This window comes from Streptomyces sp. NPDC045968 (assembly GCF_056430475.1).
This window is the reverse complement of the sequence record NZ_JBWKLF010000001.1, coordinates 543,617-559,484: the sequence shown is the minus strand read 5'-3', so window position 1 is coordinate 559,484 and position 15,868 is coordinate 543,617. Positions and strand designations below refer to the sequence as shown.

General features: G+C 71.4%; 15 protein-coding genes. 2 read left to right on the top strand and 13 right to left on the bottom strand.

The features are described 5' to 3' along the window. Window positions 1-18: 18 nt before the first annotated feature. From AC07FA_RS02315 to leuA, 5 genes are all read right to left on the bottom strand, one after another. Entirely contained in the window at window positions 19-708 is a 690-nt protein-coding gene (locus tag AC07FA_RS02315; protein WP_479072786.1) for a response regulator, read from the bottom strand. Next, complete coding sequence (locus tag AC07FA_RS02310; RefSeq protein WP_479072785.1) at window positions 705-2,030, bottom strand: sensor histidine kinase; 1,326 nt, start codon at window positions 2,028-2,030, stop codon at window positions 705-707. The genes AC07FA_RS02315 and AC07FA_RS02310 overlap by 4 nt, the downstream gene beginning before the upstream one ends. Window positions 2,031-2,044: 14 nt before the next feature. Next, window positions 2,045-4,132 carry an MMPL family transporter gene (locus tag AC07FA_RS02305; RefSeq protein WP_479073421.1) on the bottom strand — a complete coding sequence of 696 codons (2,088 nt, stop codon included), beginning with the start codon at window positions 4,130-4,132 and terminating at the stop codon, window positions 2,045-2,047. A 185-nt stretch (window positions 4,133-4,317) separates the two neighbouring features. Beyond that, the gene (locus AC07FA_RS02300) at window positions 4,318-5,022 is read right to left on the bottom strand and encodes a tellurite resistance TerB family protein (RefSeq protein ID WP_479072784.1); all 705 of its coding nucleotides are present in this window, start codon (window positions 5,020-5,022) and stop codon (window positions 4,318-4,320) included. Between the two features lie 210 nt (window positions 5,023-5,232). Continuing rightward, on the bottom strand, window positions 5,233-7,014 hold the full coding sequence (gene leuA, locus AC07FA_RS02295; RefSeq protein WP_479072783.1) for a 2-isopropylmalate synthase: 1,782 nt from the start codon (window positions 7,012-7,014) through the stop codon (window positions 5,233-5,235). 295 nt (window positions 7,015-7,309) lie between these two features. Here leuA and AC07FA_RS02290 point away from each other — a divergent pair, with 295 nt between their 5' ends. Together AC07FA_RS02290 and AC07FA_RS02285 are read left to right on the top strand one after the other, a co-directional pair. Next, the gene (locus AC07FA_RS02290) at window positions 7,310-8,404 is read left to right on the top strand and encodes a M4 family metallopeptidase (protein ID WP_479072782.1); all 1,095 of its coding nucleotides are present in this window, start codon (window positions 7,310-7,312) and stop codon (window positions 8,402-8,404) included. Window positions 8,405-8,515: 111 nt separating this feature from the next. Continuing rightward, window positions 8,516-8,779, top strand: coding sequence for a protealysin inhibitor emfourin (locus AC07FA_RS02285; RefSeq protein WP_479072781.1), 264 nt, complete (start codon window positions 8,516-8,518; stop codon window positions 8,777-8,779). 22 nt (window positions 8,780-8,801) lie between these two features. Here the strand turns inward: AC07FA_RS02285 and era are convergent, their stop codons facing one another. From era to ybeY, 8 genes are all read right to left on the bottom strand, one after another. Further along, on the bottom strand, window positions 8,802-9,752 hold the full coding sequence (era, locus tag AC07FA_RS02280) for a GTPase Era (RefSeq protein WP_479072780.1): 951 nt from the start codon (window positions 9,750-9,752) through the stop codon (window positions 8,802-8,804). Window positions 9,753-9,813: 61 nt separating this feature from the next. Then, a complete protein-coding gene (locus AC07FA_RS02275) occupies window positions 9,814-10,758 on the bottom strand; it encodes a DUF916 domain-containing protein (RefSeq protein WP_479072779.1) in 945 nt (314 codons plus the stop codon). Between the two features lie 61 nt (window positions 10,759-10,819). After that, entirely contained in the window at window positions 10,820-12,172 is a 1,353-nt protein-coding gene (locus tag AC07FA_RS02270; protein ID WP_479072778.1) for a WxL domain-containing protein, read from the bottom strand. A 249-nt stretch (window positions 12,173-12,421) separates the two neighbouring features. Then, a complete protein-coding gene (locus AC07FA_RS02265) occupies window positions 12,422-12,910 on the bottom strand; it encodes a hypothetical protein (protein WP_479072777.1) in 489 nt (162 codons plus the stop codon). A gap of 399 nt (window positions 12,911-13,309) precedes the next feature. Next, a complete protein-coding gene (locus AC07FA_RS02260) occupies window positions 13,310-13,678 on the bottom strand; it encodes a cytidine deaminase (protein WP_479072776.1) in 369 nt (122 codons plus the stop codon). A 42-nt stretch (window positions 13,679-13,720) separates the two neighbouring features. After that, window positions 13,721-14,074, bottom strand: a complete 354-nt coding sequence (locus AC07FA_RS02255; protein WP_479072775.1) for an MmcQ/YjbR family DNA-binding protein — start codon at window positions 14,072-14,074, stop codon at window positions 13,721-13,723. Next, window positions 14,071-15,363 (bottom strand): hemolysin family protein, encoded by a 1,293-nt coding sequence (locus tag AC07FA_RS02250; protein WP_479072774.1) that lies wholly within the window; start codon window positions 15,361-15,363, stop codon window positions 14,071-14,073. The genes AC07FA_RS02255 and AC07FA_RS02250 overlap by 4 nt, the downstream gene beginning before the upstream one ends. After that, window positions 15,360-15,857, bottom strand: coding sequence for an rRNA maturation RNase YbeY (ybeY, locus tag AC07FA_RS02245; protein ID WP_328910086.1), 498 nt, complete (start codon window positions 15,855-15,857; stop codon window positions 15,360-15,362). Before ybeY ends, AC07FA_RS02250 begins: the two co-directional genes overlap by 4 nt. Window positions 15,858-15,868: the final 11 nt, after the last annotated feature.

The window sequence follows — 15,868 nt, the reverse complement described above, 5'->3', positions numbered from 1 at the left end:
GGTCCGGGCCGGCCCCGGTCATCGCTCTCCGCCGCTTCCGGGACCCGCGGCCGGCACGACGAGCCCTGACTCGTACGCCACGATGACCAGCTGGGCGCGGTCCCGGGCGCCCAGTTTGCCCATGATCCGGCTCACATGGGTCTTCGCGGTGAGCGGGCTGAGGCCCAGGGTCTCCGCGATCTCGGTGTTGTTCAGGCCCCGCGCGACGAGACCGAGCACCTGGCGTTCGCGGTCCGTGAGGCAGTCCGGGCCGCCCGCGAGACCCGGGGCCGGCGGCGTCGGGGCGCTCAGCACCCGGGCGATCAGCCGGGCCGTGGGACCGGGCGAGAGAAGGGCCTCGCCCGCGGCCACCGTGGTGATGGCCGCGAGGAGCTCGGCCGGTCTGGTGTCCTTGACCAGGAAGCCCGAAGCACCCGCGCGCAGCGCCTCGACGACGTGTTCGTCGGTGTCGTATGTCGTCAGCACCAGCACCTTCACCCCGGCCAGGTCCTCGTCGGCGGCGATGAGGCGGGTGGCTTCGATGCCGTCGAGGTCGGGCATCCGGATGTCCATGACGACGAGGTCGGCCCGTGCGCTGCGGGCCAGTGCGACCGCTTCCAGGCCGTTGCCCGCCTGACCGACGACCGTCATACCGGGGTCGGACTCGACGAGCATCGCGAAGGCGGCCCGGACGAGCGTCTGGTCGTCGGCGAGCAGGACCCGGATCACAGCGCCGCCCCCCGCACCGTCACGTCGGCGCCGACGGGGGCCTGCGCGTTCTCCCGGGCCCGCACCGTCACGTCGTCGGCGGGGGCCGCCGCGCTCTCCTGGATCGGCAGCACCGCCGCGACCTCGAACCCGCCACCGGGGCGCGGCCCCACGCGCAGCGTGCCGCCCGTACTGCGCGCCCGCTCGCGCATCCCCACGATGCCGAACCCGGGCCCCGCAGGGCCCTCCTGGGGGCCCGGGCCGTCGTCGGTGACCGTGACCCGCAGCGCGGGCTCCCCGGGCTCGGGTTCGACGGCCACCGTGATCCGTACGCCGGGCCCCGCATGCCGTACCGCGTTGGTCAGGGACTCCTGCACGATCCGGTAGGCGGCGGCCCCGGTCGCCGGGGCGAGCCGGCCCGGCGGGGTCCGTACCGAGAGGTCCACCCGCGCCCCGGCCGCCTCGGCGGCCCGTACGAGTCCCGGGAGTGCGGCCAGGTCCGGCAGCGGCCCGTCGCTCTCGCCGGACCCCGCACGCAGGACCTGGAGGGTGGTGCGCAGTTCGGCGCGGGCCTCGCGGCAGGTCTCGGCGATGTCGTCGAGGGACCTGGCGACCGCCGCCCGGTCCAGACGCTCCGGGTCGACGGTCAGGATGTGCGAGGCCACCGAGGTCTGCACGCCGATCACGGTGATGCTGTGGGCCAGCAGGTCGTGCAGATCACGGGCGATCCGCAGCCGCTCCTCGGCCACCCGGCGCGCGGCCTCCTCCTCGCGGGTGCGTTCGGCCCGTTCGGCGCGCTCCACCATCGAGGCGACGTACCGGCGGTAGAAGCGGACGTCGACGCCGAAGAACAGCACGGCGATGATCCAGCCGGAGATCCGCAGGAGTTCGAGTCCCCGGTGGGCGTCGATGCCGGTGACCACCGACACCATGGCACCGAGCACGACCACGCCGGTCAGGATCGTGCGCAGCGGCCTGCCGGTCACCGCGACGGTGTAGAGCGCGATGAAGGTCTGCGGCATCGGCCCCGAGTGCGCGTTGTCGAGTGCGTGGTACGCCATGAGGACCGGGACCATCGCCAGCAGGACGACGACCGGACTGGTGCGCCGCCACACCAGCGCCAGGGCGCTGCCCAGCAGCAGGACCCAGCCGAGCGCGTCCGGGACCCGCCCGGCGTCGGTGACGAGGGCGAGTACGACGGAGAGCGCACCGGCGCCCCCCGCGATGAGGGCGTCGGTGCGCAGCTTGTGCGGGGCGTCCATGGGGTCGCGGTTGACGACGGCCAGGACGCGCTCGCTGAGGCGCGCGGTTCGGGGTGCGGACACGCTGCCATCCTCCGGCATGGGTACGGACACCGTCAGCGGGTCACGACGAGTTCCGGTTCGCGGGGCGCGTCCGGTCCGGCGGCCGGGGGCTTTTGGCTGAGTGCGCCGGGCCACCACACCCTGCGCCCCAGGGCCACGCTCGCCGAGGTCACCAGATACGTGCGGACCAGGAAGGTGTCGAGCAGCACCCCGACCGCGATGACGAAGCCCAGTTCGGCCAGCGCCACCATCGGCATGCTCATCAGCACCCCGAAGGTCGCCGCGAGCACCAGTCCGGCCGAGGCGATCACCGCGCCCGTGGTCCGCAGCGCGGTGAGCGCGGCGTCCGTCGGTCCGGCACCGGAGAGGGACTCCTCCCGCATGCGGTGCATCAGGAAGATGCCGTAGTCGACGCCGAGTGCCACCAGGAAGACGAAGGAGAGCAGCGGCAGTCCCGGATCGGTGCCCTCGAACCCGAGAAGCGGTTCGAAGACCAGTCCGGCGATGCCGAGCGAGGCTCCCCAGACGGCGACGACGGCGGCGACGAGCATGAGCGGGGCGACGAGGCTGCGCAGCAGCACGACGAGGATCAGCAGGACGGAGAGGATCACGAGCGGCACGACGACCTTCAGGTCACGGGCGTTGGTCTCCTCCAGGTCCAGCTGCTGGGCGCTGGGCCCGCCCACGTGGCTGCCGGCCAGGGCGCCGCGCAGGGCCTCGATGGTGGCCCGCTCCCCGGCCGACTCGGGCCTGTCCCGGGGGACGACGGACAGTTCGGTCCATCCGCCGCCGCTCCGGCCGCGTTCGACGGAGGCGACGCCCTCGGTGCCGCGGGCCTCCGCGAGGGTCTCCTCGGCCCGGGCGGTGGGCGCGATCACGGTGATCGGCTGGGTTCCGCTGTCGGGGTAGGCACTGCCGAGCGTCTCCATGGCGGCGATCGAGTCCGGCGTGCTGGTGAAGAAGTCCTCCTGCTTGAGGTCACCGGGCAGGGCGAAGACGCCGAGGGACAGCGCGCCCAGCAGGACGCCCCCGGACACGAGCACGGCGACGGGCCTGCGCCCGGCGGAGCCGCCCATCGCGGCGAACAGCGAACGGCGCCGCCTGGGCACGCTCCCGTACGCGGGAACGACCGGCCAGAAGACGCGGCGGCCCAGCACCACCAGCAGGGCGGGCAGCAGGGTCAGCATGGCGAACAGGGCGCACAGCACCCCCACGGCCGCGATGGGGCCCATCCCCCGGCTGCTGTTGAGGTCGGCCGCCATCAGGCAGAGCAGCCCGGCGGCGACGGTCCCCGACGAGGCGACCACGGCGGGCCCGCAGCCGCGCAGGGCGGCGGCCATGGCGTCGTAGGGCCGGGTGAAGCGGCCCAGTTCCTCGCGGTACCTGGCGACGAGGAGCAGTGCGTAGTCGGTCCCCGCGCCGAAGACCAGGATGGTCATCACGCCGGAGCTCTGGCCGCTGACCGTGACGTCGAAGCCCCGGTTGAGTCCGTACGCCACGGCCATCGACAGGAAGTCGGCCATCCCGGCGACGACGAGGGGCACCAGCCAGAGGAACGGGCTGCGGTAGATCAGGATCAGCAGGATCGCGACGACGGCGACGGTCGTGTAGAGCAGCGGTCCACCGAGCGAGCCGTAGACCTCCTGGGCGTCGGCGGTCAGCGCCCCCGGGCCGCCGACCTCCACGCCCAGCCCGCCGCTCCCCCTGGCGGTCTCGCGGATCTCGCCGACGAACGCGGCTCTGACCTCCTCGTCCTGCCCGGGCTCGGTCGAGGAGACCGCGTACATCAGCGTCGTACCGTCCTCGGACGGCACGGCCCGGGGCACGGCACTCAGCTGATGGCTGCCGGCGATCGCGGCGGTCTGCTCGCTCGCCGTGGCCCGGTCGGCGGGGGTCAGCCCGCTGTCGCGGTGGTAGACGAGGACGAGGTCGGTGGACTCGCCCCCGGGCAGCGTGTCCTGGATCTTCGCGACCTGCGTGGAGTCGGCGTTCGCCGGCAGGTAGTCGACGGCACGGTCACGCTGTACGTCCCCGAGCTTGCCCGCGAACGGTCCGGCGACCGCGATCAGGGCGACCCAGAACGCGACGACGACCCAAGGCAACGCCCGCCGCACCCCCGGCCGTGTCCGCAGCCCACTCATTTCCGTATCGGCCCCCATGACGCGGGCCCTCCCCTCCTGGACGGTGTCCGGCTCACGTCCAGACTCCCGGCGGGGAAGGGCGCATGCGTCACACGAGGGACCGACTTCACGGCTACTGCCCGGGGTGACACGGAACCGGGACTACTCCCGGGGGAGTACACCCGTCCGGCGCTTGAGGACGCGCCCTAGGAGGGCGTGCGCGCCGCAGCAGCCAGCAACCGGGCCGTATCCTCCGCGCACAAGGACAACGCACTGCCCACCGTGGTCAGCACCTCGCGCTCCGCCGGACTGTACGGCCCGTCGGCCAGCGCGATCCGCGCCCCCTGGAGCAGCACCGACTCCCGCCCCGCCGCGGCCAGATGAGGAGCGAGCGGCTTCAGCACCTCGTGCAGCTCGATCGCGAGGGTCGCGCCGCACGCCTCCGCCGCCGGGTCGGAGCCGGGCCCGTGCCCGGTGTCGGCGGCGAGCACCTCGACGATGATGGAGAGCTGTTCCTGGGTGCAGTCCTCGACCCCGGCGTCGCGCACGGTGGCGACCGCGGTGTCCAGGACCGTGCGGGAGCCCGTACCGCCGGCCGCGAGGACACCCAGGGTGACGGTGTGCACGGCGTCCCGGAGCATCGCGGAGAACCGGGTGGTGGTGGGGTGGTCGAGGGCGTCCGTCGGGAAGTGGTCCCGGCACACAGCGCATTCGACGACCGGCCCGGCACTGCCGCGCCGCAGCAGCGGCACCCCGAGGACGGCGAAACGGCGACGCCCGGTGAGGCGCCGGTAGTTGCGGTCGCCCCCGCAGCCGGGGCAGAAGAACTCCCCGTCGCCCACGGTGTCCCAGACGGTGCGGATGCCATAGATACGCAGTCTTATGGCGCGTTGTCCTTGGGCTGACCGCACGTCGCACACCTCCGTAACGCTCCGGCAACATTGCCGTGTTGGACGTGATGTTAGCCACACCCGTGATGCGACGTCAGCATCTCGGATGTCACAACCCTCGGAGATGGCCGAACCCCGCCCACCCTGAGCAGGTGAGCGGGGTTCCGGAACCACGGGGTTACGCGGCTTTTCGCACGTTCGTCCGCAGGGGAGCCGAACGCCGGCCGGCCGTTATCGCGTCGCGCGGTTGACCGCGGAGACGACCGCCTTGAGCGAGGCACGCGTGGTGTTGGCGTCGATACCGATGCCCCACAGCACCCTGCCGTCGATCGCGCACTCGATGTACGAGGCGGCCTGGGCGCTCGCGCCCTCGCTCATCGTGTGCTCGGTGTAGTCCAGCAGGCGGGCGTCGATACCGACGGCCTGCAGCGCTTCGAAGAACGCGGAGATCGGACCGTTCCCGGTGCCGGTCAGCACGGTGTCCGTACCGTCCACGGTCGCCTCGACGGTCAGCGTGTCCTTGCCGTCGGTGTCGGTGGTGGTCTGGCCGGAGCGGATCTGTACGCGCCCCCAGGCGTTCTCGGGGTTGGGCAGGTACTCGTCCCGGAACGTCGACCAGATCTGCGTCGGCGTGACCTCGCCGCCCTCCGCGTCGGTCTTGGCCTGAATGATCCGGGAGAATTCGATCTGCATCCGGCGCGGCAGATCCAGCTTGTGGTCGTTCTTCAGGACGTAGGCGATCCCGCCCTTGCCGGACTGCGAGTTGACCCGGATGACGGCCTCGTAGGAGCGGCCGACGTCCTTCGGGTCGATCGGCAGGTACGGCACGGCCCACTCGAGATCGTCGACGGTCACGCCGTTGCCCCGGGCGGCCGCGTCGGCCTCCATGGCGTCGAAGCCCTTCTTGATGGCGTCCTGGTGGGAGCCGGAGAAGGCGGTGTAGACCAGGTCGCCCGCGTAGGGGTGGCGCGGGTGGACCTCCATCTGGTTGCAGTACTCGGACGTGCGGCGGATCTCGTCGATCTGCGAGAAGTCGATCTGCGGGTCGACGCCCTGCGAGAACAGGTTCATGCCCAGCGTGACCAGGTCGACGTTGCCGGTGCGCTCGCCCTGCCCGAACAGGCAGCCCTCGATCCGGTCCGCGCCCGCCATGATCGCCAGTTCGGCGGCGGCGACGGCGGTGCCGCGGTCGTTGTGCGGGTGGACCGACAGGCAGATGTACTCGCGGCGGGTCAGGTGGCGCGACATCCACTCGAAGCGGTCAGCGTGCGTCGACGGGGTCGAGCGCTCCACGGTGGCGGGCAGGTTCAGGATGATCTCCCGGCCCGCCTCCGGCTGCCAGACGTCACAGACGGCCTCGCAGACCTCCAGGGCGAAGTCCAGCTCGGTGTCGGTGAAGATCTCCGGGCTGTACTGGTAACCGAAGATCGTCTCCGGGCCGAGGATCTTCTCGGCGTACTCCATCACCAGACGGGTGCCGTCGACGGCGATCTGCTTGATGTCGTCCTTGGAACCGCGGAAGACGACCCGGCGGAAGGTCGGCGCCGTGGCGTTGTACAGGTGCACGGTGGCCCGGTGGGCGCCGCGCAGGGACTCCACGGTGCGCTCGATCAGGTCCTCGCGGGCCTGCGTCAGGACGGAGATCGTCACGTCCTCGGGGATCGCGCCCTCTTCGATGATGGAGCGCACGAAGTTGAAGTCGGTGTCGCCGGAGGACGGGAAACCGACCTCGATCTCCTTGTAGCCCATGCGTACGAGCAGATCGAACATCTCGCGCTTGCGGGCCGGGGACATCGGGTCGATCAGGGCCTGGTTGCCGTCGCGCAGATCGGTGGACAGCCAGCGGGGCGCCCGGGTGATCCGCTGCTCCGGCCACGTGCGGTCGGGGATGTCCACGGCCTCGTACTGGCCGTACTTGTGGACGGGCATCCCGGAGGGCTTCTGGAGCTGCGTGGCGTTGGTGACGGGCGTGGGCCGGCCGACGGCGTTCTCGACGGGGTTTACGGCGGTCATGGCGTAGGGCTCCTCGGGGTCCGGGCAAGGGGACGGCCGACTGTGTCGCTGCAACACCGGACTCCGCGGGGAGGGGGTCGGCCTACGACTACAGGCCCTCGCCGCGGCAGCTAAGGAGGAGCAGCCCGAAACGCATGATGCGGCGAGACTACCCGAGGGCGCCCGGGACGGCGGTGCCGTATCAGTATGCGGGATCACGCCGTCGGTAACGGGTGAACGGTGACTCATCACTCCATTTCGTCAATCGTCGTCGCAAGCAGTGACAGCGACATCACGGACTGCCACAGTTTTCCTCATGCAGCTTCGACCGCACCACGGGTTCAGCCCCGTCCTCTGCACCATCGTGCCGCCCCAGATCCTCGACAAGCTGTCCCAGTCGGACGACCCTCTCCTCGCCGGCCCCGCACGCCGGACCCTGGAGGCCGACGGCGCCAAGCGCGCCCACCGCCGACTGACCGCCCTGGCCACCGCTCCCACCGGCCGGGTCACCGCGGGCACTCCCCCCACCACACCGCACCGCACCCTGTACGACTGCCGGCACGGCACCGCCCTGCCGGGCCGCAAGGTCCGCGACGAGGGCGAGAAGGCCACCCGGGACGCGAGCGTCAACCGGGCGTACGCGGGGCTCGGCGCCACCTTCGAGCTGCTGCACAAGGAGTACGGCCGCAGTTCCATCGACGGGAACGGACTGCCGCTCATCGGCTCCGTGCACTACGGGGAGCAGTACAACAACGCGTTCTTCGACGGCGAGCAGATGGTCTTCGGCGACGGGGACGGTGAGATCTTCCTCGACTTCACCGTCGCCATCGATGTGATCGCCCACGAGCTGGCGCACGGACTGACCCAGTACACGGCCAACCTCGTCTACGAGGGCCAGCCGGGCGCGCTCAACGAGTCCGTCTCGGACGTCTTCGGCGCGCTGGTGAAGCAGTACTCGCTGGGCCAGAGCGCGCGGGAGGGTGACTGGCTGATCGGTGCGGGGCTGCTGGCGCCCCGGGTCAGCGGGGTCGCCCTGCGCTCGATGAAGGCACCGGGCACGGCGTACGACGACGACGTACTCGGCAAGGACCCGCAGCCCGCGACGATGGACGACTACATCGAGACGGAGGAGGACAACGGCGGGGTCCACCTCAACTCGGGCATCCCCAACCGCGCGTTCTACCTGCTGGCCACCGCGCTCGGCGGCAACGCGTGGGAGCGGGCGGGCCAGATCTGGTTCGACGTACTGACCGGCGGCGAACTGGCCTCGGACGCGGACTTCGCGGCCTTCGCGCGACTGACCGTGTCGGCGGCGAAGAGCCGGTTCGGCGCGGGCGACGAGGCGGAGGCGGTGACCAAGGCCTGGTCGGAGGTGGGCGTACCCACAGCCTCGAGCCCGTCAGGCGCTTGAGGACGTCCTTTTGAGCCGGCCCGGCGGTTGAGGGCATCTTTCGAGCCCGTCCTGCGTTGGAGGACACGGCACGCCCACCCACTCGCGCACCACCGGAAAAGGCAGGGGACTATGCGGATTCAGGTGAGCCGGACAGGCGGATTCGCCGGCATCGCACGCCACCGCGAGGTGAACACCTCGGACCTGCCCGACGCCGCGGAGTGGGAGGCCCTGGCCGAATCCGCCCTCACCACCGGCCGGAGCAAGCCCGCAGCGGTCCCGGACGGCTTCCGCTACCGGATCACGGTCGGCGACCGCATCGTCCACTGCGCGGACCCCGAACTGACCGAGGCCCAGCGCACACTGATCTCACGCGTCCTCAAGGAGGGCGCGTGAGACCGCCGGAACCCCGGACCCGCTAGAACCCCAGCTTGCGCAGCTGCTTCGGGTCGCGCTGCCAGTCCTTGGCGACCTTGACGTGCAGGTCCAGATAGACCGGCGTGCCGAGCAGCGCCTCGATGTGCTTGCGCGACTTCGTGCCGACTTCCTTCAGCCGCTTGCCCTGCGGGCCGATGATGATGCCCTTCTGGCTGGGCCGCTCGATGTAGACGTTCGCGTGGATGTCCAGCAGCGGCTTGTCCGCGGGCCGGTCCTCGCGCGGCAGCATCTCCTCGACGACCACCGCGATCGAGTGCGGCAGCTCGTCCCGTACGCCTTCCAGCGCGGCCTCGCGGATCAGTTCCGCGACCATGACCATCTCGGGCTCGTCGGTGAGGTCGCCCTCCGGGTAGAGCGGAGGGCTCTCCGGGAGCAGCGGGGCGATCAGATCGGCCAGCAGCTCCACCTGGTCGCCCTTGACCGCGGAGACCGGGATGATCTCGGCCCACTCGAAGCCGAGCTCCTCGCCGAGGCGGGAGACGGCCAGCAGCTGCTCGGCGAGCGCCTTGGAGTCGACGAGGTCGGTCTTGGTGATGATCGCGATCTTCGGAGTCTTCTTGATCCCCGCGAGTTCCTTGATGATGAACTTGTCGCCGGGGCCCAGCTTCTGGTCGGCGGGCAGGCAGAAGCCGATGACGTCGACCTCGGCCCAGGTCGTCCGCACGACGTCGTTCAGCCGCTCTCCGAGCAGCGTGCGCGGCTTGTGGAGGCCGGGGGTGTCGACCAGGATCAGCTGCGCGTCCTCACGGTGCACGATGCCGCGCACCGTGTGCCGGGTGGTCTGGGGGCGGTTCGAGGTGATCGCCACCTTCTGACCGACCAGAGCGTTCGTGAGGGTGGACTTGCCCGCGTTGGGGCGGCCCACGAAGCAGGCGAAGCCGGCCCGGTGGGGGGCGTTGTTCTCAAGGGTACGAGCGCTCATGGCGCCCATTCTCCCCGATCGCGGCGGCTGCGGCGTACAACGGGCCGCCGCGGACCTTGTCGCGGATGCCTCAGGAGGCTGGCGGACGGCGCCGACGTGCCCGTATCCACAGGCCCGTACCCGTCGCGACGATCACCAGCAGGACCGCCGCGAACGGCCAGGGCAGCGCGACGTACGAGACCGCCGCGGTCTCCCGGGTGTCCCGGGCGCCCGCGGTGAGCTCGATCCGGCCCCATTCCAGCTGGGGCGCGCCGGCCCAGGGTTCGGTCAGCCGGACCTTCTGGCGGGGCAGCAGTTCGGAGGGGATCTTCTTCAGGTCGCGGGCGAGGAGCGTCCGGCCGAAGAGGCCCTCGGCCTTCAGGGCGACCTTGGGGTTGAGTGTGACGTTGCCGCGGTTGTGGAGGGTGTACGAGATGACCGCCCGGCTCGGCCCGGTGCCCGGGATCAGGGGCCGGGTGTGCTCGACCGAGAGGTCGTCGACGGTGAGGGCGGGCATGGTCGGCCCGTTCACCCGCAGATGGATCCGGGCGCCGACCGCCCTCTGCACGCCGACGGCGACAGCGCCCTGTCCGCCGGCGCCGACGCGCTCGTCGAGGGCCACGATCGCGCCCGGGTGGTCGCCGGGCTCGGCGGTCTCGGGGACGGTGAGGGTGTACGGGACCGTGACCGAGGAGCGTGCGGGGACCGTGATCCGGTCGCGGGCCGGCTTCGCCCAGGCGCCGACGCCCCGCCGGGGCTCGTCGCGGGTGCGGACGGCGAAGCCGCCGTCACGTGCCGTGTTGTACGCGTCGGCGGCGTACAGCAGGAAGGTCATCGGGCGGGCGGTCCTGTTGGTCACGGTGACCCGGTCGGTGAGGGTGGTGCCGGAGCCGGTGGAGAGGTAGAAGTACGGGCGGCCGCCCCCGGAGGACGCGGGCTCGACGGACCACTCCCCGTTGTCGGCGGCCCGGGCGGCGCCCGGGGCGGCGTACAGGAACGCGATCACGGCCAGGAGCAGTGCGGACAGTCTGCGCACGGTGCGGAACCCCCGGGTTCGGGGCGGGCCGGACGGGTGCGCGTCCGGCCTGCCGTGGGTGTCAGGTGAGGGTGAGGGTCAGGACACCGGAGTAGGCGCCGGGGGCCGTGAACTCTGGTACGTCCAGCGAGAGTCCCGCGTCGACGGTGAACTCGCCGCCGGTGAACGCGGCGTTCGGGGTGGACGCCAGGGTGGCGCCCGCACTGCCGACCGTGCCCTCGGAGCCGGCGGCGCACGTGCTGGGGCTGCCCGCCTTGGTCGCGCAGGCCGGGGCCCAGCTCAGCTCCCCGGCGTCGATCGCCGCCCCGCCGGGACCGGTGAAGTCGGTGACTCTGCCGGTCAGGGACCAGCCCGCGGGTCCGCCGCGGAAGTCCTTGACCGTCACCGTGTTCAGGGCTCCGGTGGAGGCACCGCCCCGGCCGAAGTCGACAGCCGTCAGCCGCACGGTGTCACCGGCCTGGGTCATGGACAGGCTGCCGCCCTTCACCAGGGAGTCGATCCGCTGACTGAGCGGGGGCACGTCGCCGACGAGGGTGTACGCGGCGGGTCCAGCGCCCTTCGCCGGGTCCCAGCCCGCGCCCTCGAAGGCGACGATGCCGATCGTCGCCGGATCGGTGATCTTCGGCCGGAAGGTGAAGCCGCCGTTGGCAGCCGCCTTGGACGTGATCTTGTCGGCGGTCGGCGCGGAACCGTTCCAGCCTGCGACGGTCACCTCGGCGTCCGGGGTGAATCCGGTCCCGGTGACGGTCACCCGGTCGCCGGGCTTTCCGGAGGCCGCGCCGAGCGTGATGGCCCGTTCGTTGACCGGACCGCCGCCGCCGGTCGCGATGATCGTCTCGGAGACGGGTGCGGGCGGGCTCTTCACGGTGCAGGGGGTGTCCAGCTCCATGAGATAGCTGGTGTGGATGTTGTAGTCGCCCGGCGACAGCTTGATCGCGCCGGGGGCGGTGACCACGAAGGTGCCGGTCATCGCGAAGGCGGGGAACTCGCCCAGGCCGGGCACCGGTGCGTTCTTCTTCGGCCCGGTGACGGTGACGGAGCCGGTCTGGGCTCCGGTCAGGGTGAGCTTCCCGGTGGGCGTCATGATGTCGGCGGGCAGGGGCAGGTCCACGGGGTTGCTGGCCGCCGGCTTGACGACCTCGTAGGTCACCGTGACCGTGTCGCCCACCGCGGGAGCGGCGTTGTCGACGGTGATCCGTGCCGTGGTCGTGCCCTCGATCGGCGGGATACCGGCGATGGGCGGTGGCACGCAGCGGGTGGCGAAGTCCACCGCCACGGACGCCGTCGCCGTGGCACCGGCGGCCGGTGCCAGCAGCCCTCCCCCGGTGACCGCGAGTGCGGTCACCCCCACAACTGCCGCCCAACGGCGCCTTCGCCCGGCGGATCTTCGGCTCGGCGGTACCGGATTTGCCATGGTTCCTACCCCCTCCTGAGGGTGTGGGCGCAGCGGCTCTGCGGTACTTCTGCGCCTACGGGCGGCCATTGACGACCGGCCCGCGGAAGAAGTCAAGGGACTCGAAACGTCGCATCTGATGACCCATCAGGTGCTGACAGCTTCACCGAGGCCGCGGGAGGATCGGCACTCACCGGATGACAGAAACGCCGGTGGGCCGCTGCCGCCGATTGGTGCGGCGGCAGCGGCCGTGGGCGCCTCCCGGTCCGGTCAGTTGACGACGAACGGACCCGGGGTCTGCGAGGTGACCGCTTCGCAGGCGACCGTCGTACCGAAGATCTGGAGCGTGAGCGCGGTACCCGCGAAGTACGAGTCGAGGGTGTCGCCGGGAGCGAAAGCGGTGGCGCTGGTCAGCGGCCCGCTGCGGAACGCGCTGAACGCCGGGATGGACGGGTTGCTGCTGCCCGCGAAGGTGGCCGTCGCCGGACCGCCGTTACGGGTCAGCTTGAGCGTGGTGGTCGCGGCGCCCGCCCCGATGGGGAGAGGTGTGACGACCGAGGTGCTGACGGTGATGGTGATGCTGCTGCCCGACTGCACGGCACGGAGGTTGGCGCCGCCACCGCCGAAGCTCCCGCAGTCGTAGTCCGCCTTGGCGTCCGTCGGTGTCACCGCCGTCGCGGCCGGCGCGAGCGCCAGTCCGCTCACGGCGAGGGCGCCCGCGGCCAGCGCCGCACCGATGCCGAATCTGCTGCGTCTCATTCGGTTCCCCTTCCCTTGTCAGGGAGTTGTCGTCTGCCGCACGAGGGCGCACGGGTCCGCGCAGTGGAGTCCCACCGGGTCCGCGGTCCGGTCGTACGGCATGCGGGCACGGCGCTGCAGGGGTGCGTGGAGGGTGTGCGCGGACCGTCCGCGGGCGGGGAGCGCGCCGCGCGGAGGGGTGGACGGCCGAAGGCGGTACGGGGCTGCGGCTCGCGCCCCGGACCCAGCCGCCGGTGGATCTGACGGTCCGTCGGATGAACTGCTGTTCATTGATGCGCAGCGGGGCAGCGATTGCAAGGGAAAGTCCCTTGATTCTTCAGGGACTTGGGGAGGTTTCACTGCTGTCCGGCCGCCCGTACGGACTCCTCTGCGGAGCCCGTACGGACGGCGGGAGTGGTGTCAGCCGGCCTGAGTGGTGAGCCGCGGCGTGCCGTCGGGGCCCGCCAGCACGACGGGGGTCCGCGGGCCGCCCAGGTCGCGCACGGCCGCGCGGTCCGCATCCGGCGCCGTCTCGGCCTCGGTGACCACGGCCGCGGCCTCCAGGGACTTCGCGCCGCTCGCCACCGCCATCGCGACCGCGGTCTGCAGCGCGCTGAGCTTCAGCGAGCTCAGGTCGACGGTGCCCGCGACGTACGTACGCCCTGTCTCGTCACGGACTGCGGCGCCCTCGGGCACTCCGTTGCGCGCCCGTGTGGAGCGGGCCAGCGTGATGAGCTTGCGGTCCTCGGCGGCGAGTTCGGTGCTCTGGGGGTCGGTGCTCTCGGTCATGGCCCGAGCATAGGCCAGGGCCCTGACCGGCGGGCCCGCCGGTCAGGGCCGGTCGAGACGGAGCCGCTCCGCCTTCGGCATACCCGCCACCACCAGGTCGTAGGAGTCCTCGATCAGCTCGCGGACCATGGCGTCGGGGAGGCCGGAGACCGTCACGGTGTTCCAGTGGCGCTTGTTCATGTGCCAGCCGGGGGCGATCGCGGCGTGCTCCTCACGGAGCCGGATCGCGTCGTCCGGGTCGCACTTCAGATTCACGGTCAGCGGGCGTCCGTCCAGCACGCTGAGCGCGAACATCTTGCCGAGCACCTTGAAGACCGAGGCCTCCGGACCGAACGGGAACTCCTCCACGCTCGCGTTGAACTCCAGGCAGAACGCCCTCAGCTCCTGCGGCCTCACGCGACCTCCGCCTCCTCCGGCTCCTCCGGCTCCGCCAGCACCGTGACGATCTTGTTCCGGCGGCCCGCCGGGGACTCGGCGGTCAGCCGGAGCCTGCGCCCGTCCGGGAGGTCCACCACCGACGAGGCACCCGCGATCGGAACCCGGCCGAGGGCCTTGGCGAGGAGGCCGCCGACCGTCTCGACGTCCTCGTCGTCGTACTCGTCGAGGCCGAACAGCTCCCCGAGGTCACCGATGTCGAGCCTGGCCGTGACCCGGAAGCGGCCGTTCTCCAGCTCCTGGACCGGCGGCAGCTCGCGGTCGTACTCGTCGGTGATCTCGCCGACGATCTCCTCGAGGATGTCCTCGATGGTGACGATGCCGGCCGTGCCGCCGTACTCGTCGATGACGACCGCGACGTGGCTGCGGTCCTGCTGCATCTCGCGCAGCAGATCACCGGCGTTCTTCGTGTCCGGCACGAACGCGGCGGGCCGCATCGCCGTGGAGACCAGATCGGCCTCCGACTCCCGGTTGATGTGCGTCTTGCGGACCAGGTCCTTCAGATACACGATGCCGACGATGTCGTCCTCGTTCTCCCCGGTCACCGGGATACGCGAGAAACCCGAGCGCAGCGCCAGCGTCAGCGCCTGGCGGATCGTCTTGTGGCGCTCGATGCAGACCAGGTCCGTGCGCGGCACCATCACCTCGCGTACGAGCGTGTCGCCGAGCTCGAAGACCGAGTGCACCATGCGGCGTTCGTCGTCCTCGATCAGCGACTCCTGCTCGGCCAGGTCGACCATGGCGCGCAGCTCGGCCTCACTGGCGAACGGCCCCTTGCGGAAGCCCTTGCCGGGCGTCAGCGCGTTGCCGAGGAGGATCAGCAGCTGCGGGACCGGACCCATGATCCTGGCCAGCGGCAGCAGCACGTACGCCGCCGCCGTCGCCGTGTTCAGCGGGTGCTGGCGGCCGATGGTGCGCGGGGAGACCCCGATGGCGACGTACGAGACGAGGACCATGACACCCATCGCCACGGCCAGCGCCTCCCAGGTCTCCGGGAATTCCTTCAGGCAGGCGTACGTGACGAGCACCCCGGCCGACATCTCGCAGGCGACCCGCACCAGCAGGGCGACATTGAGATAACGGGTCGGGTCGGCCGCGACCTGTTCCAGCTTGGCGCTGCCGCGCCGCCCGGCCCGGACCGCTTCGGCGGCCCGGAAGCTCGACGTACGGGCTATACCGGCCTCGGCGCAGGCCGCGAGCCAGCCGACGACGACGAGCAGGACGGCGCCGGAGACGAGGGGCACGCTCACGAGACGGTGGGGGCCGGGGAGGGACCCGTCAGCCCGCGCTCACCGCGCCAGCCGTCGACGATCGCCGCCTGGAGGCCGAACATCTCGGCCTTCTCGTTCGGCTCCTCGTGGTCGTACCCCAGGAGGTGCAGCACACCGTGGACGGTGAGGAGCTGAAGCTCCTCGTCCATGGAGTGCCCCGTCTCGGCCTCCTCGCCCTGCCGCTTCGCGACCTCCGGGCAGAGCACGATGTCACCGAGGAGCCCCTGCGGGGGCTCCTCGTCGTCCTTGACCGGCGGACGCAGCTCGTCCATCGGGAAGGACATGACATCCGTCGGGCCGGGCAGGTCCATCCACTGGATGTGGAGCTGCTCCATGGCGTCGCTGTCCACCACGATCACCGAGAGCTCGGAGAGCGCGTGGATCCGCATCCGTGCCAGTGCGTAGCGGGCGATGTCGAGGATCGCCTGCTCGTCGACCTCGGTTCCGGACTCGTTGTTGACGTCGATCGACATGGTGCGCTGTG